The 18,799-nt window shown below is 52.8% G+C and carries 17 protein-coding genes; 13 read left to right on the top strand and 4 right to left on the bottom strand.

Going from position 1 to position 18,799, the window contains the following annotated elements:
* Positions 1 to 16: 16 nt before the first annotated feature.
* Positions 17 to 220 carry a hypothetical protein gene (locus ACKGJP_RS26725; protein WP_409341824.1) on the bottom strand — a complete coding sequence of 68 codons (204 nt, stop codon included), beginning with the start codon at positions 218 to 220 and terminating at the stop codon, positions 17 to 19.
* 163 nt (positions 221 to 383) lie between these two features.
* Between ACKGJP_RS26725 and ACKGJP_RS26720 the strand changes: the two genes are divergently transcribed.
* The 4 genes from ACKGJP_RS26720 (at position 384) to ACKGJP_RS26705 (ending at position 2,736) form a co-directional block, all read left to right on the top strand.
* Entirely contained in the window at positions 384 to 1,271 is an 888-nt protein-coding gene (locus ACKGJP_RS26720; protein WP_409341823.1) for a helix-turn-helix transcriptional regulator, read from the top strand.
* 135 nt (positions 1,272 to 1,406) lie between these two features.
* A complete protein-coding gene (locus ACKGJP_RS26715) occupies positions 1,407 to 1,565 on the top strand; it encodes a hypothetical protein (protein WP_409341822.1) in 159 nt (52 codons plus the stop codon).
* The gene (locus ACKGJP_RS26710) at positions 1,537 to 1,989 is read left to right on the top strand and encodes a flavodoxin (RefSeq protein ID WP_409341821.1); all 453 of its coding nucleotides are present in this window, start codon (positions 1,537 to 1,539) and stop codon (positions 1,987 to 1,989) included. Before ACKGJP_RS26715 ends, ACKGJP_RS26710 begins: the two co-directional genes overlap by 29 nt.
* A gap of 42 nt (positions 1,990 to 2,031) precedes the next feature.
* Positions 2,032 to 2,736: a hypothetical protein gene (locus tag ACKGJP_RS26705; RefSeq protein WP_409341820.1), complete on the top strand. Its 705-nt coding sequence runs from the start codon at positions 2,032 to 2,034 to the stop codon at positions 2,734 to 2,736.
* A gap of 115 nt (positions 2,737 to 2,851) precedes the next feature.
* Here the strand turns inward: ACKGJP_RS26705 and ACKGJP_RS26700 are convergent, their stop codons facing one another.
* Positions 2,852 to 3,034 carry a hypothetical protein gene (locus ACKGJP_RS26700; protein WP_409341819.1) on the bottom strand — a complete coding sequence of 61 codons (183 nt, stop codon included), beginning with the start codon at positions 3,032 to 3,034 and terminating at the stop codon, positions 2,852 to 2,854.
* A gap of 81 nt (positions 3,035 to 3,115) precedes the next feature.
* Between ACKGJP_RS26700 and ACKGJP_RS26695 the strand changes: the two genes are divergently transcribed.
* Together ACKGJP_RS26695 and ACKGJP_RS26690 are read left to right on the top strand one after the other, a co-directional pair.
* The gene (locus tag ACKGJP_RS26695) at positions 3,116 to 5,437 is read left to right on the top strand and encodes an ATP-binding protein (RefSeq protein WP_409341818.1); all 2,322 of its coding nucleotides are present in this window, start codon (positions 3,116 to 3,118) and stop codon (positions 5,435 to 5,437) included.
* 47 nt (positions 5,438 to 5,484) lie between these two features.
* A complete protein-coding gene (locus tag ACKGJP_RS26690; RefSeq protein WP_409341817.1) occupies positions 5,485 to 6,420 on the top strand; it encodes a polyprenyl synthetase family protein in 936 nt (311 codons plus the stop codon).
* Between the two features lie 67 nt (positions 6,421 to 6,487).
* Here ACKGJP_RS26690 and ACKGJP_RS26685 read toward each other — a convergent pair whose 3' ends face one another.
* Complete coding sequence (locus tag ACKGJP_RS26685) at positions 6,488 to 7,348, bottom strand: DUF421 domain-containing protein (protein ID WP_409341816.1); 861 nt, start codon at positions 7,346 to 7,348, stop codon at positions 6,488 to 6,490.
* Between the two features lie 261 nt (positions 7,349 to 7,609).
* On the opposite strand from ACKGJP_RS26685, the gene ACKGJP_RS26680 reads away from it, so the two are divergent.
* The 7 genes from ACKGJP_RS26680 to ACKGJP_RS26650 all read left to right on the top strand — a co-directional run bounded on the left by ACKGJP_RS26680 (position 7,610) and on the right by ACKGJP_RS26650 (position 17,488).
* Positions 7,610 to 9,538, top strand: coding sequence for a sensor histidine kinase (locus tag ACKGJP_RS26680; protein ID WP_409341815.1), 1,929 nt, complete (start codon positions 7,610 to 7,612; stop codon positions 9,536 to 9,538).
* Positions 9,531 to 10,331, top strand: coding sequence for a response regulator (locus ACKGJP_RS26675; protein WP_409341814.1), 801 nt, complete (start codon positions 9,531 to 9,533; stop codon positions 10,329 to 10,331). Before ACKGJP_RS26680 ends, ACKGJP_RS26675 begins: the two co-directional genes overlap by 8 nt.
* Positions 10,332 to 11,170: 839 nt before the next feature.
* On the top strand, positions 11,171 to 12,253 hold the full coding sequence (locus ACKGJP_RS26670) for an ABC transporter substrate-binding protein (protein ID WP_409341813.1): 1,083 nt from the start codon (positions 11,171 to 11,173) through the stop codon (positions 12,251 to 12,253).
* Positions 12,254 to 12,425: 172 nt separating this feature from the next.
* Positions 12,426 to 13,538 carry an ABC transporter ATP-binding protein gene (locus tag ACKGJP_RS26665; protein ID WP_409341812.1) on the top strand — a complete coding sequence of 371 codons (1,113 nt, stop codon included), beginning with the start codon at positions 12,426 to 12,428 and terminating at the stop codon, positions 13,536 to 13,538.
* Positions 13,522 to 15,204 (top strand): ABC transporter permease, encoded by a 1,683-nt coding sequence (locus ACKGJP_RS26660; protein ID WP_409341811.1) that lies wholly within the window; start codon positions 13,522 to 13,524, stop codon positions 15,202 to 15,204. The genes ACKGJP_RS26665 and ACKGJP_RS26660 overlap by 17 nt, the downstream gene beginning before the upstream one ends.
* 115 nt (positions 15,205 to 15,319) lie before the next feature.
* A complete protein-coding gene (locus ACKGJP_RS26655; RefSeq protein WP_409341810.1) occupies positions 15,320 to 16,570 on the top strand; it encodes an extracellular solute-binding protein in 1,251 nt (416 codons plus the stop codon).
* 63 nt (positions 16,571 to 16,633) lie between these two features.
* Positions 16,634 to 17,488 (top strand): protein phosphatase 2C domain-containing protein, encoded by an 855-nt coding sequence (locus tag ACKGJP_RS26650; protein WP_409341809.1) that lies wholly within the window; start codon positions 16,634 to 16,636, stop codon positions 17,486 to 17,488.
* Between the two features lie 90 nt (positions 17,489 to 17,578).
* On the opposite strand, the gene ACKGJP_RS26645 is transcribed toward ACKGJP_RS26650, so the two are convergent.
* Positions 17,579 to 18,700, bottom strand: a complete 1,122-nt coding sequence (locus tag ACKGJP_RS26645) for a YheC/YheD family protein (RefSeq protein WP_409341808.1) — start codon at positions 18,698 to 18,700, stop codon at positions 17,579 to 17,581.
* Positions 18,701 to 18,799: the final 99 nt, after the last annotated feature.

Here is an 18,799-nt window from a genome sequence, read left to right as displayed (position 1 = left end):
CGCTCGCCATCCTTTTTTAAAAATGATGAAAACTTCGCAGTACTTCCATCGTACTGCCTGCAATTTTCGGGAAATATCCAAGCCAGTAGGCGGCTGACATGCCGAAGCCAATGACGGACAAAACAAGGTAAACGGCTAAGATACGGCTGTCGCGTTCGCGATCCTTTTTGCCGGGAATGCTGAGGAGCAAAATAGCGCCGGACAATAACATCGTAAGCATGAGACGGCTCCTCCTTCCGGTCGGCATGGACAATGATGGAAATGCGGTTGTCTGATCGGTAGTATCCCCGAAACGATAAAAAATATGAACAATAACTTGATATTGATAATCATTTTCAATAAAATGAAAGGAACAGTATTTCGCAAAGGAGCCCTAACGGTTAATGAGCGTTGGTTATGAACGAATGAGCGGGACGGATGCGAGCAAGGACCGGCATGGCGAAGGATTCATGGAACGGTTAAAGGTGCGGGCAGGGATGGAAATCGTTCTAGCCGATTTTCCGTATTGGGAGAAGAGCCGGCATGATGAGGCGTTTTCGGAGGATACGGAGGTACTTCGCTATAGATTAAGAAAAAGAAGCATTCTTATGACGGATAACGAGCCTTCAATCCCGGCGATGAACCTTCCTGTTCCCCATTCGGAACATAATCAGAGCGAGCGGACCGTTTATATAGAAATCAAGTTGGATCCGCAGCTGGTAAACCAGTATACAGGCGAACATCCGGAGCTCGGCCCGCTTCTTCTCGAAGGCTCGATCGGACATGCGGAGCTGCGCGCGGATCAGGGCGAGCCGGAGTCGGCGGAGCAAATGCTGCTCGAACAAATCGTTCAATGCGATTACGTCATACCCGTCAAAAAAATATTTATCGAAAGTAAAGTCCTGGAGCTGCTTGCCATAAACCTCCATCGGCAGTTAAGCGGCTTGGAACCGTCTCGCAAACAAACGGTGCTGCGGCTGGACGACAAGGATAAAATCGTAAGTGCCAAGGAACTGCTCCTGAAGCATCTGGAGAAGCCGCCGTCCTTGCTGGAAATGGCTCGAATGGTAGGACTGAACGATTATAAACTGAAGGCGGGATTTAAGGAAGTATTCGGAACGACCCTCTACAGATACCTGCGCGAGGAACGTATGCGGAAGGCCAAAATGTTACTGGAGCAGGGGGAAATGAACGTAGGGGAAGTCGCCTGCGCGATCGGTTATTCGAATCCGAGCCATTTTGCCGCGGCGTTCAAGGACAGATACGGCGTGAACCCAAGCAAGCTGCTATAAGAACACATCCGCTATCGCTTTCCAAACCGAAAAATCCGTCTGTCGTCGAAATAAATCCGTTATCGGGCAGATCTCTTTAATTGAAAATGATAATCTTTCTCAATGAAAGGTTATTTTGAGTTAGAGGGTGATGGAATGGGTTTATTGTTTGATGTCGTGGAACGGCTGTCGGAGCATCCGGATCAAGCAGACCGCAAATCCGGTTGGCCGATTGCCATAATGACTTCTATAGACGACAAGAAAAAGGATGCGGAGGGCGATAAAAATGAAAAAAATAATCGTGGTTTACGCTAGCATGACGGGGAATACGCAGGACATGGCGGAAGCCATCGCGGAAGGTTTGCGGGAGATTGGCGGGGAGGTCACGGTTAAGGACGCGTTCGATGCAAACGCATCCGAGTTTCTGGAGTACGATGGCATCGTGCTTGGCGCGTATACTTGGGGAGACGGCGATCTGCCGGATGAGTTCCTCGATTTCTATGAAGAAATGGACGGGCTCGATCTGCAGGGCAAGCCGGGCGCCGCATTCGGTTCGGGCGATACGAGCTACTCGCTCTTCTGCGCTGCGGTGGACACGATTCAGGCTAAGCTGCGCAAGCTAGGCAGCGACCTGAAGCTTGACGGCTTGAAGCTGGAGCTATCCCCAAGCTCGGAGGAGCGGGAGCAATGCCGCGAGTTCGGCAGAAGCTTTATGCGGCAGGTGCTCAGTCAGCAATAGACGGATTTGCTATTTTGGCGGGAACGACAGGGAGGAATTCATGTGAATGAAACGATCGTAACGGAAACGGCGGAAATGCCGGCAGGCTCGGAGAAGCTGCTGGATTATGAAATGGAGCAATATTGGCAATGTCCGGACTGCTTCAAACGTAAGCGCAGTAACGGCCACAGCTGCGGACCCAGCTGGCAGCACCTCGTGCAATATGCGGTCAATCACGCCATTAACGATTACTACATGCTTCCTTCCGAGCAACGGACGGCGATCGGCATCTTGAATAGTCTTGACAAGAGGTGGACGAACAAAGTGAAGTCGTTTCGGTCAAAGGAGCATTTTGAACGGGTCCAAAAGATCGTCAAGCACTATTTAGTCATTCATCTGCTGCGGGATTCCGGCGGCATGGAGCCCTTCAGTCTGTTCGAGAAGCATTCGGTTCGCTTGCCGGAGCTGGATGCGGAGCTGTCGATGATCGTTCAGGTAGCCGAGTGGGGAACCACCTCGTTCGTTCTGAAAAAATTTATCGTCCATGACGATCCGAACGTCGTGCGGGCATTCCTGCATACGGCCGTGGCGATCTGCGACCGTGCCTTCGGCAGGTTGCCGGAACGGATCGAGGTCCATACGCTGCTGCAGGGCACGACCTATACCGCGGTTCCGGTGGAAGAAGACGTGCCGGCATCGCTGGATTATTTGCTGCTGATGCGCGGACTTCTGCAGGACGATACGGATTCGGCAATTGTCCGCCATTAAGCGGTAAAACGCATTCCGTGTCAGTAATCGTCGTAAAAGGGAAGAGATTGTATATTAGGGATGAAAAGTCCTAATATACAATCTCTTTTTCATTTGGTAAAATTATGTAGAGAAACTAGACCCACTGACCACCAGCTTGGCGCGGTTGTTTGTTTTGCTGGAACTGCTTCAGCATTTCGGCAGTTTCATCTTGGGAAAGCGAGAACCGACCAGCATGGATAGGGAGTTCGTGTTGTTTGGAAGCTTTCAATTCTCTTACCGCCTGCTTCAAATCAGAAGACCAGATCACATTTTGCATGTTCGTCGACCTCTTTCTACATTTTATTTGTCTTTCCGCCATTATTATATCAGAAAATTTGGATGAATAGGAGAATTAATGATGAAAAATAAAATATTTGGAATTATTTTATTCTCGGTATTCGTTGCGATACAGGGATGGTTGATCCATGTTATTTTCAGCTATCCGATAACGGGAATTTCCTTGGAGAAGCTGAATGGACAATGGGCCATCCATAGCTTCGAATCCAAAAATATCGCCGATAAAGAAGGCCTTCGCCTAGGCGATATCATTCTGGAGGTTGACGGACAAGCTCCCGATCGCCACGACTCCGTGATGAAATGGAAAACCCTCGATCAATTTGAAGAAATCGTCGTTTCACGCGACGGACAGCGGCTTGTGGTAAAGGCGGACGACGGAACCTTTACGGCCAATACCGACTTGCTTCCTTTAATCGGCGGCATGTTGAGTTTCGCGATGGCACTAATGCTTTCGATCAAACTAAAGGGGTCCGCGTCGGCGAAATATTTGTCATACGTCTTTCTGAATACGGGACTCGTCTTTATGAGCCTGGGGGCATCGGCTAGGGGAGACGCTTTGGGCAAAATTATCGTCAGCGTGGGCGTCATGTTCATACCGGTCGTCTTTCTGCACTTTCTTATGGTGGTCCTGCAGGAGAAGGGGGCTTTTCTGGTTTCAACGAGGTTCGTGAAGGCGATGTATGTTCCCATCATCTTTTCGCTATTGCTGCATTTCGCATTTTTTATCGTCAGCGAAGGAACGTATCCGTTGTTCAATTGGTTGGTAGGCTTTACGATGGTTTACTTCATTGCCGTCATTTCGATCATTTTTGTTTTCTTCGTCTATTTATTCGTTAAATATGCCAAGGAGAAGTCTTATCTTTCCACGCTGATCAAAACCGTCTGGTGCTCGTTGTTCATTTCATTTTCGCCGATTGTGATCTTGACCTTTATCCCGAAGCTGATATACGGAAGGGAACTGGTGGATTCGTTTGCTTTAAGCTGGACGATCCTGTTTTTTCCGATTTCGTTCGCCTACCTGATTACGACCAAACAGCTGTACAACGTCGATATGATCGTGCGCCGGATTATGATGACGACGATCATTGCCCTGCTGCCAAGCGCCGTGTTTACCGGACTTTTTGCCGTTTTTTATCAAGGCGATCAAGTAGGAGAGAATCTTGTGCTGCTCTTTCTCATCTTGGTCGTCCTGCAATCGTTCCTGCTCTATTCGCTTGAATATTTCGTTACGAAAATGCAGGCTTTTCTATTTCCGCGGAAACATCTTCTGCAAATGTCGATTAAGAAAATCGCCAAAAATTTATCGAACATTACAAGCTTTCACGAGCTGAAGAGCATCATTCTCGTCGATATCGTACAGACACTGGAGGTATACGGCGGCGCCATCGTTTTCAAATACAAGGAGACGGTGGAGACGATTTACGAGGGGGAAATCGACATTCCGGCGGTGGAAGCGTTCATTGCATCGGGATCGGAGGAGCATCCGGATTTCTCCTGTCTGAAGATCAACAGCCACGAGGAGTTCACGAGCCACCTGATCATGACGCGTACGCGGGCGAATACGCTGCTCGGCATGGAGGAGCTGCAGTGGCTGAACATTATCGTTTCGTATTTGGCCGTTAGCCTCGAGAACATGCATCTGATCCGCAAACTGACGGCGAAGCTGGAGCATCTGGCCTCGCAACTGCCGAACAAAGACGAGGCGAACGATTTTCAATGGTTCCGCAAGCTGACTTTCGAGCTTCAGGAGAAGGAAAGAGGGAGAATCGCGACGGATTTGCACGATACGACGATGCAGGATCTCTTTTTTCTAAAAAGAAGGCTGAGCGGGGTGTTAAACAAATACGCCTTTCAGAAGGAAGATGCGGAGCAGATGAACAGTCTGATCGAATACATCGAGATCATCAATACGAACCTGAGGCAAAGCTGCTTCGAGCTGCATCCGCATCTGCTCAAGGAAATCGGCTTGATCCGCACGCTGGAGAAAGTGATCGAGCGCGAAGCATACGGCAGTCCGTTCGTCATCGATTTTCAAACCGAGCAGGAAATCCGGATCGAAAATCGCGATATGGAAACGAAACGGCATCTGTTCCGGATGATTCAGGAGCTGCTGAACAACGCCAAGAAACATTCGGAAGCGTCCAAGGTCGTGATCCGGCTTAAAGCGGGCTCGGAGGGACTGATTCTATCGTACGAAGACAATGGCGTAGGGTTTGACCCGAACCGGACCGTACCGAAACAAATCGGCTCCTCCGGCATCGGAATCGAACAGCTGAAGAGCCGGGTGCTCCATCTGAACGGCATCTGGGAGCTCAAGACCGGCAAAGGCTGCGGCGTAAAAATCAATATCGCGCTGCCTTCCTTCGACGGGCTGACTGCATAAGCAAGCGCAGTGCTCCAACAAAACATTAAACGGAAAGTGGGAGTCGAATGAAGCGGGTTGTCCAAGAGCAAATGAACGAGCTTGTAGACGAATTGGTGCACGTGCCGGGATTTAACAGTCTGCTCAAAACGTTTATCGGCGATAAAGCGGCCGAAGGTTCCAGATGGGGAGAAATTACCGAAAACGTCCATTTCATGCTCGGAGGCAAATCCCCGTTACTGCTTCGCTATGCGGCGCTTACCGAGATGATCATCTTGTCGCTTGACATTGCGGACGATCTGCAGGACGGCGACAATGACGCCAAAACGTGGTGCCAATGTCCGGCCGAGCTTGCTTTAAACGCCGTACTGGCTTTGCTGGCCGGAACGCTTGGGGAGCTTGGAAAGCTGAGCGAAACCGGCGGCTCGGAAGGCCCGAATGCCGGCTTGATCGCCAGGATCGTCATGCGCTCGATCAACGGCCAATACCGCGATCTTGCGCAGGACGTCGCTACGGAAGCCGATTATATCGCCATGGTTTCGGATAAATCGGGCTCTCTGCTTCGGCTTGCCTGCTGCATGGGCTATACCGGATTGAACCTGCCGGAGGAAACCGTAAGCAAATTGGACGAATTGGCCGGCTGCATCGGGATCATCGCCCAAATCGACAACGACTTGCGCGATTTGCTACGGATTGACGTAAAGAACGATCTTCTGCACAAAAAGCGGACGCTTCCGGTTTTCTACCTGTTGGCGGATCAGAATGAATCGTTTCCTTATCTCCGGCAATATTATGAAGGTGAAATGTCCAAGGAACAATTTATGCTTCACAAGCAAGCTTGCATCGACTATATCGAAAATTCCGGCTGTATCGAATATACGAGAATCATCCAGGAGCTGTACGTCAAAAGGGCGGAAGCCTTGCTCGATTCGATCGACGCGGTCTCTCCGTGGAAGGAACAGTTTAAGAGAACGACGTTTGCCCCCGAAGCGGTTACAGCATAGCTTCATCCGCAGGAAGAACCGGCGTATCGCGGATACGCCGGTTCTTTGGCTTGTGAATCAACCTCGATTAGCGAATAAGCAGAGGCTTTACATTTCCGATAACGTCATCCAGTTCCTTGGAGCATTGTTCGTACATCCACTTGGCTTTCTCGTTGTCGGTTGAAAGCCCGAACATTTCGAGATCCGCCTCGCATTTTTTTAATTGCGCGAGCAAGGATGCTTTTTGCTGAGGTTGGGGCACATTAATTTGGTCATCGAATAAATCGACGTAGAGCTGCCCGTAGGAATCGACTTGACCCAGATACACGTTATCGGCTGCAACGCCCAGCTTCTCCAATTCGGTTTGCAGCCACCCCCGGTTCAGTCCAAGCCTCGACAGCGGATCGTCCATGACGATACCGTCCATGATGACGGCTTGCGGCTCCTGCTCCGGCCCGGTTTTGATTCCGAGATGGGCGGGTGTAAGGGGCTGGTTTTCCTTTTTGAGCAGAACGTTGACGCTGCCGTTCGGCTCGATAATGGCGAATTCGACGTCCGCCACCTTGAAAATGTTTTTGTTTCGCAGCTGCTCGAGAAGCTCGTCGCTTGTAAGACGTTCTTTTTTTAAGTTATCCTCAAGCACCTTCCCGTCTTTAATGAGCACCGTCGCCCTGCTGTCGAGCCAGTCCCGGGCCGTCTTGCTTTTGAGCTGCAAAAATTCGATGCCCAGAGACACCATTACCCATACGGTTAGAGCTAACAATCCCAGATACCATTCTGATTCCATATCAAGCGAAATATAAGCGGCTAGGCTACCGATCGTAATCCCGGTAATATACTCGAATGGGGAAAGTTGGGTAACCTGTCTCTTACCGAGCAGTCTGGTCAACAGGAAAAGGATGAAAACGGCAAATAAAGTCCGCAAGCATACTTCTAACCAATCCGGCATTGTTTATTCCCTCCACTCCGGCTCCGTTCAAGATTGAAATCCATTGCATCATCTACATTATCTTACTTATCGGCTTGTTATAACCTGGCGAAATTAAGGGTGGATACCGCGGATTTGGAAGTATAGGCAATATTCCATCCAGCTGGATACAGTTGAATAAGCGTTCCGATCCGATTATGATGATAGGCAAAAGGGGAGTTTGCGCGCAAGCAGGGAAGCGGATTCACGGATACGCTTGTACGCGTTAGGGAGGGCACGGTAATGGTTTTACGGCTTCAGCGGTTGTTGTTCGGCATGAAGCTGCAAACGAAGCTCATTTTGATGTATTTGGCGATCGCTATCCTGCCGCTCGCATTGCTGGGGGCATTCTCGTATCAACGATCGGCAAGCGTCGTCCTGGACAAAGTATGTCAAACGGTTCTGGAAAATTTGTCGCAGGTCAACTACAGTCTTACTTATTTCGTGAAAGATATCGAGCAGCTTTCCATGTACGTATACGGCAACAGGGAAATCCAGGAGGTGCTCGCCAAAGACCGAAGCCGTCCTCTGGCGGAGAAGCATCAGGACGCCAAGCGCGTCAACCAGCTGCTGGACAGCTTTCTCGGCTTTAAGAAGTGGGATATCAACCTGTACGTACTTGGCGAGAACGGCGACCGTTATTTTACAGGGGAGCTTCTTCCGAATCAGTACGACGAATACAACGTCAATTGGGGACTGTTCCGTAAAACCAAGCTGGCGGCGGGAAGCGTCGTTTGGGACACCCACTATTCGATGAAAAAGACGGAGGATTTCGGCATCGTCCTAAGCTCCGGCCAGCTCCTTAAAAACATTGAAACGAACCGGCCCCTCGGCTACTTCGTCGTGGATATTATGGAGTCGGCGCTGGCGGATAAATACAACAAGGCCCAGATCGTTCCGGGCGGACAAGTGTTTTTGCTCGACCGTAACGGCTATATCGTTTCCAGCACGCCGTCGAAGCGTCAGGTCGGCACGAAGCTGGCGGAGCCCTACATGGATCGGATTCTGCAGGGGCGCAAAGGGTATTTTACCCAGAAGCTCGGCTTCTCATCGCCGCATATGGTGATCTACGATACAGCGGAAGCTACGGGCTTCAAGCTGGTCAGCATCGTGCCCGTTTCGGCGCTTACGAAAGAAAGCGCCGGCATTCGCGATCTGACGGTGCTTATTATCGCCGCAGGCGTCGTTATTTCGTGCTGGCTGGCGTATAAGCTCTCCGTGAACATCACGAATCCGATTCGGAAGCTGCGTTCCCTGATGAGCCGGGTCGAAGACGGGAATCTCGATGTGACGTTCGTTTCGAAGCACAACGATGAGGTTGGACAGCTCGGAAGGAGCTTCAACGCCATGCTTCAGCAAATCAAGCTGCTGATCGACGAGGTATACAAAAAGCAGTTGATGCTGCAGGAAGCGGAAATCAAGGCGATCCATGCGCAGTTTAATCCTCATTTTCTGTATAATGCGCTCGATTCCATCAATTGGATGGCCCGGATTCATAAGCTGGACGATATAAGCCGAACGGCGGTTTCGCTTGGCGAGCTGCTCCGGTTCAGTATCCGCAAAGGCAATCATTTTATTACGATCGGCGAGGATATGCAGCAAATACACAATTACCTCGTGATTCAAAAAATGCGGTATCGGGACAAATTCGAGGTCATCGTAAACATCGATCCGGAAATAGAGCGGTATTATACGCTTAAGTTATTGCTCCAGCCGCTGGTCGAAAATGCGATTACGCACGGACTTGAAACCAAACGGGGCAAAGGAACGCTGCGGATATCCGGACGAATGGCGGAGGAGCGGGTTCGCTTCGAAATCATCGACGACGGGGCCGGCATGCCCCCCGAGGTGCTTCACGGCATGAAGCTAGGCCGGTACGCGTCCACCAGCGAACGCACGACGGGAATCGGACTGGAAAATTTGCATAGACGGCTGCAATTGTATTACGGCAAAGATTTTGTGTTCGATATCGACAGCGTAACCGGACACGGCACCTCCGTTGTGCTTGAAATTCCTGCGCTTACTCAAGCGGAAGCGATGCGTTTGGAAGGCGGCGCGGAAGGGGCCGAGCCGAGCGCTTCCGAGCCGCAGGCGGGGGGCGGCCGCGACAAGTCCCGGAGCGACAACGACAACAACGACAAAGGCATGGCGGAGGTGAGGGACGATGTATAAAATCATCATCGTTGAAGATGAATGGCTTGTCCGCGAAGGACTGAAACAGACCATTCCGTGGAGCAATCTCGGCTGCGAGGTCGCCGGCGAAGCGGAAGACGGAGAAGAGGCGCTGGAGCTGATCGAGCGGGTCTTGCCGGACATCATGCTGTCGGACATCCGCATGCCGACCATGAACGGAATCGAGCTCGCCGGACGGCTTACGGAGAGCCATCCGCATATCAGCATCGTGTTCCTCACCGGCTTTGACGACTTTGCTTACGCTCAGCAAGCACTCCGGCTCGGCGCCGTGGACTACGTTCTGAAGCCGACGAATCCGGATGAGCTTGAGAAGGTCATTCGCCGCATTACGGCGAAGCTGGACCAAGAACGCGGCCGGCAGCAGCTAGCCGAGCAGCAGGACCGGCGCTGGGCGGATGGGCGTCCCGTCGTGGCGGGACTGGACAAACGGGAGAGCCGCGAAAGCCGCGAATTTCAACAAATCATGGACTATCTGCTGGTGCATTTCCATGAAGACCTGCCTCTGCAAAGCATGGCCGACCGGATGAACGTGAGCGAGAGCTATTTCAGCAGGCTGTTTAAGAAGCACGTAGGCGTCAGTTTTCTCGAATATATTACGAACCTGCGTGTTCAGGCGGCGAAGGAGCTGCTGGCAGATCCCCGGTTCAAAATGTACGAGATCGCCGAGCGCGTGGGCTACCAGGATGCCCGCTATTTCAGCCAAATTTTCCGCAAGAGCACGGGCGAAACGCCTTCGGAATACCGGAAGAGGCTTGGCATCGTATCGGTTTAGAACGGAAGCGCATCCTTACAGGAAGCAGGTAAGCCCGCCGGAAACGGCGGGTTCTTTTGATTTGTCAGAAAGTATATCGTGGTTCCCATCATAAAGAATCAGCAGGATGGGGCTTTAATAAGGAATGAGCGGAACGTCAGTCCCTTATTTCTTGTTTCGAGCGGTATATCGACGCTTAGCGGAACGAGAGTGCATTATTTTCGGCAAAACGCCAATGTATCATTCAAAAAGAGGCGAATAGCGTACTGTCGTTCCGTTTGGCTATGAAATCGAGAGTGAATGCGGCAAATAACGCAGCTATGTTCCGTCTGGACAAGGACAGCGGTGTTCATGGCAATGAATACCGGCCGGAAGACCGGTAGGGAACCAAGGCGTAACAGAAAGCAGGGAAGGTGAGAAGAGGGGACGGGTATGGGGTGGAAGAGCGACAGCGGCCGCCTTTGAAATCGTGTTATTACCGTAAAACCAATTCAATGTAACACGATTTCAAGAGCGGCTGGAATCCCATACCCGTCCCCTCTCCCACGCGCAGACGTAAGGCTTCGGACAAAAAAGGACCGACAGGGTGAAACTTCCTAAAATATAAGAATTTATATGTTTCACACGATAAGCGACTATATTTCACCGGTAAACCCACGGCGTCATAAGATGCTGCCTGGCGTTTATCCTTGTATGCTTCTTTTCCATAATTAGCGTGTTTTTCCGCTTCCTGTTGTGCAAAATATTCAACAAAATACGAAATTCCGTCACATTGAAAGCGTTTTATAACGCCCTTATAGTTAAGGTATCGCTAGCGACACCTCGTACTTAAACAGAAATGAAAGGGGTTTTACCACGACATGAAAAAGCTATTTTCGGGGGCAATTGCAGCTATGCTGCTGGCAGTTACGGTTGCCGGCTGCGGCGCGGGAACCAAGACGGACAATACATCCGGAGGAGCGGGATCCGCTTCGCCATCGGCCAAGCCGGCCGACCAATCGACAAGTAAAAAGGGCGGAAAGCTGACCCTGTATTCGCCGAATGCGGCCGAAGTAAACAATCCTATCGTGAAGGAATTCCAGGATCGCACGGGTATCGAGGTTCAGCTCATTTCCGGAGGCACCGGCGAGCTGCTGAAGCGCGTACAGGCCGAAGAGAAAAACCCGCTCGGCGACGTGTTCTGGGCAGGCGGCGCGGATTCGCTCGAAGCGTACAAAGCCTACTTTGAACCGTATAAGACTAAAGAATTCGACAACCTTTCGCCGGAATATATCGATAAAAACAACGTGTGGACGCCTTTCGCGGCACTGCCGATGGTTATCATGTACAACAAGGAACTTGTCAAAACGGGCGAAGAGCCGAAAACCTGGAAGGATCTGCTCGATCCGAAATGGAAGGGCAAAATCGCTTTCGCCGATCCGGCCAAATCCGGTTCGTCTTATACGCAGCTCGTTACGATGCTGACGGCGTTCGGCAAGAACGACAACGCTGGCTGGGATTTCGTGAAGCAGTTCGTAAAGAACCTCGACGGCAAAATTTTGTCCAGCTCCGGCATGGTGTATAAAGGCGTAGCCGATAAAGAATTCTCGCTCGGCGTTACGCTAGAGGAAGCGGCTCTCCGTTATGTAGAAGGCGGAGCGAAGGTAGGCATCGCGTATCCTTCCGAGGGCACGTCCGCCGTTCCGGACGGTGCAGCGGTTATCAAGGGCGCCAAAAACATGGAGCAAGCCAAGCAATTTATCGACTTCCTGGTAGGCAAAGACGTGCAGTCCCTTATCCAGAAAGAGTTCAAACGCCGCTCGGTGCGGAAGGACGCGGAAACGATCCAAGGCATCCCAGCATCGAAAGACATCAAGCTTGTGCAGTACGATTTTGATTTTGCCGCCAGCAAAAAAGACGAAACGATCAAGCGTTTCGGTAAAATCGTGACCGGTCAAGAGTAAGCCGCCTCAAGCTTAACGTGTATTGTCATGAATAGCGGAAGCACAAGGTGCCTGGAATACGAGAAGGGCACCTTGTAGCTTAGATAAAGAACTGCAGAAGCAGGAACCGCAACGAAAGCCATTTTATACTTATAACCCCTTATCCGACGCTTCAAGACTTGGAGGTTTAACGATGAAAAAAATCGTGTTCGATCACGTGACCAAATATTTCGGAACCGCAAAGGCGGTCAACGACGCGCATTTCACGATTCAAGAGGGCGAGTTCTTCACGCTGCTCGGCCCGAGCGGCTGCGGCAAAACGACGCTGCTCCGCACGATCGCGGGCTTCTACCGCCAGGAGGAAGGCAGCATTTATTTCGGCGATCAGCTGATGAACGACGTGCCGACGCACAAGCGCAATATCGGTATGGTCTTCCAAAACTATGCGATTTTCCCGCATATGACGGTGTTCGACAACGTAGCATACGGTTTGAAGGCACGCGATGTAGGCAAAAGAGAAATCGAAGTGCGCGTTATGGAAGCGCTTGAAATGGTTCAGCTTGCCCATCTGCGGGACCGGATTCCTTCAGACATGAGCGGCGGCCAGCAGCAGCGGATCGCGCTGGCGCGGGCGATCGTCATCCGTCCGGGCTTGCTGCTGATGGATGAACCGCTTTCGAATCTTGACGCCAAGCTTCGCATCAAGATGCGCTCCGATATCCGCAAGCTGCAGAAGGAGCTCAACATAACGACGATTTACGTCACGCACGACCAAGAGGAGGCGCTTGCCGTGTCCGACCGGATTGCCGTGCTGAACGAAGGCAAGATCCAGCAAATCGCAACGCCGCAAAATATTTACGCCTACCCGGAAAACAAGTTCGTCGCTAACTTTATCGGAACGTCGAACTTTCTCGAAGGCTCCTGTCAGGGATACGATCCGGTTACGCAGGAAGCGGAAATCGCCTTGCTGGGACGCTCCTTCAAGCTTCGTTTGAACAAGTCGTATGCGGGCGGCGTCAAGTTTGCGCTTCGTCCCGAACGGATCAAGCTCACGCCTTCCGCTGGAGCAAGCGGCAACGGGAACGGTTTTCAGGGCCAGATCTCATCCGTCACGTATTTGGGCGAGAAAGTAAGCTATATCGTGCGGCTTGCGGACGGCAGCGAAATCGACGTCCAGCAGCATGCCATCGATCCGCATCAGCTGCTGAGCGAGAAGCAGACCGTGCACCTCGACCTGCAGCTTGCCAAAGCGGCCATGTTCGACAACGAGGGCGAGGAGGTCATCTACAGTGCAGACCGCGACTAAACCTACGCCGACGCTGGCAAGACGGCTTAGCCTGCGCCACTGGGATTTTTGGACGTGGGTGACGCTGATCGTCTATGTGTTTCTATTCGCTTTTATCGTATATCCTTTGTTTACGCTGCTGTTTAACAGCTTTTTCAACGACAAAGGCGCGTTCTCTTTGGAGAATTACGGGAATTTCATTAAACTGAAATATTTTCGCAGCGCCCTTCTGAACAGCCTGCAGGTTTCCGCACTGGCTACCGTGTTTGCGATCCTGATCGGCGTCCCTCTCGCTTACGTAACGGCGAGGTACGATATACCGTGCAAGGGGCTTATCCAGATTCTCGTCATCATGTCGCTGTTGTCGCCGCCGTTTATCGGCGCTTACTCGTGGATTTTGATGCTCGGCAACAACGGGTTCATCACCCGGTTCCTGCACGACATGGGCATTCCGTTCGGTTCCGTTTACGGCTGGAAGGGCATCGTCTTCGTCTTCACCTTGCAGTTTTACCCGCACATATATTTATACGTGTCCGGGGCGCTCAAAACGATCGATACGTCGCTGGAGGAAGCGGCGGAAAGTCTCGGTCGGTCCAATTTCCAGAGGCTGCGGACGATTACGCTTCCGCTTATTTTCCCGACTTTGTCGGCAGGTGCGCTTATGGTATTTATGGCTTCCTTCGCCGATTTCGGGACGCCGATGCTGCTCGGTCAAGGCTTCAAGGTGCTGCCGATCCTTGCCTACGAGCAGTTCATCAGCGAAATGGGCGGCAATCCGGCGATGGCCAGTACGCTTAGCGTCATTCTCATTTTGTGCTCGACGAGCATTTTGTTCGCGCAGCGCTACTTCGTTTCCCGCAAAAATTATACGATGTCCGGCATGCGCACGCCGAAGCTCAAAAAGCTGAAGCCGCTGCAAAAAGCGTTGTTTACCGCAGGCGCGCTGACGATTGCATGCGTCTCGATGATCCCGCAGGCAACCGTTCTCGTTACATCGTTCATCAAAACGAAGGGGCCGGTTTTCCATCCCGGCTTCAGCTTGAACAGCTACCGCGAAATTTTGTTCCGCGTACCGAAGGCGATTATAAATACGTACACGTATTCGCTCATTTCTATCGTGATTATGATCGTGGTCGGCATGCTGGTCGCCTACGTGCTCGTACGCCGCAAATCGAAGCTGACCGCCATGCTGGACGGCTTGCTGATGATTCCATACGTAATGCCGGGCACGGTGCTCGGGATCAGCCTTATCATTGCGTTCAACAAGCCGCCTATCGTGCTGACGGGCACCTGGGTCATCCTCGTAATCGCCTATGTCGTGCGGAAGCTGCCGTATACGATCCGTTCCAGTACCGCTATTCTGCACCAGCTGGACCGCAGCGTCGAGGAGGCTTCGATCAGCTTGGGCGTGCCGCCGATGAAGACGTTCTTTAAAACGACAGGACGTCTGATGGCGCCCGGGGTGCTGTCCGGCGCTATCTTAAGCTGGGTGACGACGATCAACGAGCTCAGCTCCACGCTCGTCCTCTATTTCGGAGCTACGGCGACGATTTCCGTCACGATCTACAGCGAGGTGTTCACCTCGAACTACGGCACCGGCGCGGCGCTTGCATCGATCTTGACCGTGAGCACACTCATTTCGCTCATTATTGCGAACAAATTGAGTAAGAAGGGATTGCAGCTATAGTCGCAAGACACTGCCGACTAGCTTGCGTTTTCATTAACGGCACGATCCGTCTCCGTGCGGGTTTAGCTTACGACTGTGATATGATGAAGGAAAACGATTCCGGAGATTCGATCGAATGGGTAGAAAATTGCTCGGCTGGCTGGCGGCGGCGGTTATCGTCGCCGGCTTTGCCGCAACGTACATGACTATAACGGGAGTACCCGGCGATACCGGTGGCAGCAGCCTGCAAAGCGCCGGTAGCTCGGAATCGATCGCGATTTGGGTGCACAGCGAAGGGCTGGCGGACTTGCTCGGCGATTATCAGAGCGAGCATCCGGAGCTGGAACTGGACATTCGCACGTTCCGTTCCGGCATCCAGCTTTACGAGGAGCTGACGGCGGCCATTTCTACCCGCACGACGCCGCAAATCGCCGAGCTGGACAGCTTATACGGCGTCGCGCAGCTTGCCGAGACGGGGGCGCTGCTTCCGGCGGACGGCGAAACGGAAGCGGACGCAACGCTTGCAAGCCGCATGCCGGCCGCGTTTACCGCCCCTTTCCGGTACAAGGAGAAGGATTGGGCGGTGCCGTTCGGCGGCGGCATTCCCGTGCTTTATGCCAACATGAACATGCTGAGAACTGCCGGCATCGAGACGAAGGCAGCGTTCGGGGATTGGGAGGATGCGCTGAAGGCTGGCGAGGCGATGACCAAGGATGTGAACGGGGACGGCGCGACCGACTATTGGGGCCTGGCCGTCGACCGCGATCAGCCTTGGTATTTTCAAAGCCTTCTGACTGACAGCGGAGGAAAGCTTGACGGGCAGCAGGGGTACGATTCGGCATTTGCGCTTTGGAAGCGGTTTGCTTATGGCTCCCGCGTGATGAAGCCTTTGCAGCATCAGCTCGCGGCAAGCGATTTTATCAATGGCAAGGCCGGCTTATTCATCAGCGGCTCCGACCGGATAACGATGCTGGAGAAATATATCGGCGGCAAGTTCGTATTCGAAATTGCACCGCTGCCGCGGCTCGCGCAAACCGCGATCTTACCCGAAATCCGGGCGTTTGCGCTGATCCGCTCGACCCCGGAGAAAGAGCAGGCGGCGCTCCGCTGCATCCGCTATGCGTTAAGCGATCAAGTGCAGCTGCGCCTGCTCAGGCAGCTCGGGCTGCTTCCGGCGCGCTGGGATATCGCGGATAAGCTGATGAAGGAAGAGCAACTGACCGAGCGCGAGCGATTCGTTCTGGAGGCTTCGGGAAGCTTGGCGGTGAAGCCGGCATCCCTGGACGATCCCAAACGCTGGAAGAAAATCGACCAGCTTCTCGAGACGATCGAGCTGGTGCCGGAATCGTCCGCAGAGAAGGCCGCGGAAGCGCTGCGGTCGCCTTAACGGAATAGAGAGGCAAGTCCGGCGACTTGCCGCCTACGAAAAGCTTTGGGAGGATGTCACGAGATGCGAATAGAGCAGCTGACGATACGGGGAACGAGCGAGTGGAACGAAGATGCGCTGATTGTGAACGAGAAGCTTCAGCTTTATGGCGTTGCGGATGGAGCGACGTCGCTCACGCCGTTCCGCGGACCGAATCAGGAAACAAGCGGATATTTGGCTTCGAATACGGTCAAGGCGTATTTGGAGGCTTTGAAGGAGGAAGCGGCCGCAGGATGCAGGCTGGAGGAAGCGGTGCTTGAGGCGAACGATCTCCTGAAACGCGAGATGGAATCGTTCGGCATCGATACGGCCGACAAAAAAGCGGTTTGGTCTGCCGGAATCGCTCTTGTCCGAGTGGGAGAGAAGCATATCGAGTACGTGCAGGCCGGCGATTGCATGATTTACGCCGTGTACAAGGACGGCAGCGTTCGTACGGTATCGCGCGACCAGGTCGGTCATATCGACGCCAAGACGAAAGGGCTGCTCGTCCAAGGGATCGAGCGGGGCATCACGAGTCAGGCGGAGCTGCGGAAGCTCGTCTCGCCAGCCATACTGGCCAATAAGAATACGATGAATACGTTCGACGGCTATGCGATCATGAATGGAGAGAAGGAGCTGGCGGATCATCTGGAATTCGGCAGAATCAACCGGATCCAGCTGGAGTCGCTGCTGCTCATTACGGACGGCTTGTTTCCGCCGCAGGAGAGTGAAGCCGGTCACTTCGATCCCCATGCGCTTATCGCGCAAATGACGGAGAGGACGCTGCAAGGCTATGCGGAATCTCTCCTCGCTCTGGAGGCCTCCGACAGCGAATGCCAGAAATATCCCCGGTTCAAAACGTCTGACGACAAAACGGCTATTTGGATTCATTTTACGTAGTTCATCGGGATGAATAGGAAAAAGCACTCCGCAGCGCATTGCCGCCGGCGGCGTGCTTTTTTGCCGTTTCTGCGCTTCCTCCTCCTAGAATCACGTCCGACTATCGGTACCCGGCTCTTCGGCTTCCTTCTCGGCGTTATCCAGCAAAAATCGGGCAAAGCCGATCGGATTCCGGTAGGTCGCCTTCCACTCCTCGAGCATGCCCCCTTCGCGAAAGCTGTAACGCTGATCGCGACCGTTGCATTCGATCACCATCGGGAAACCGGATTCGGTCAAGCCGATGTCGAGACCGAGATCGGCGGCAAGAGGAAGGCGGAAACTTAATTGTTTGGCTACGCGAAGCGCAAGATCCTCGATATCCGCCTTCACTTTCGCCGCATTCAGTTGCGGATACGATTCCAGCAGCTTATCGAGAGTCATGACTTTCCCCCCTTGCGCTACGTTGGTAATATAGGAGCCTTTACGGGCAACTTTGCCGATGATACCGGTAATCTGCCATCCGCCGCTCTCGTCGCGCTGAACGGACACGCGCAAGTCGAAGGGGCGGCCGTCATGCAGCGCAAGGGGAATGCGCTCCTGCACGAGATGCCGTTTGCCGCGCAGTCTGGCGGCGAGACGGCGGGGAATCGTCTCGCGAAACAAATATCTCGCATGTCTTCTGCCGAAGCGTCCGAGGGGCATCAGGAGCTCCCAGACGTCCGGTTTGATTTTCTCCAATTTCATGACGCCGATGCCGACGCTGCCGTTGTCGGGCTTTAGAATAAGGGAATCGTATGCAGTAAGCATGTGCCGAATTTCACTGCTTGTAGCATGGCGCGATTCCGGTAAATGAGGCAGCAGCGATTCGTCTTGAGCGAGCCAGCGGTGTACGGTCAGTTTTCCGTACCGGTTCCATCCGTTAAAGAGCATCATGCCGGATTGCGTGAGCATGGCGACCTTGTGCTGCGAACGGCGGTCGAAGAAGATCGCCCGGTTATGAATGACTTGAGGCAATTCCACCGTTTCTTTTCGGTAACGCCCGCCTCTGCGTACGAATGCCCGCATCATCCTCTTGCGGAACGAAATGTCGGTCAGCCGAAAGTAGCAGGGGACGAGCCCGAACTGCTCGGCTGCATGCTCATACAAGACCGGGGCTTCATGCCCCGTTCTCCCCGATGGAAGCCTTCGGTACAGCGAGTCGTTGAGCATGATGCCAACGTAAGACTGTTTCATTCCGTTACCTCCCGATAAATGGTTATGCTTCCGTGCGGCGCGGCAATATTCGTGGACAGCTTTTTGATGTAATGTATGTTTCTATCCCGCAGCAGGAGT

This window comes from Paenibacillus litoralis, assembly GCF_046244365.1.
Lineage (GTDB): Bacteria > Bacillota > Bacilli > Paenibacillales > NBRC-103111 > Paenibacillus_V.
This window is presented reverse-complemented; position numbering and strand designations above follow the sequence as displayed.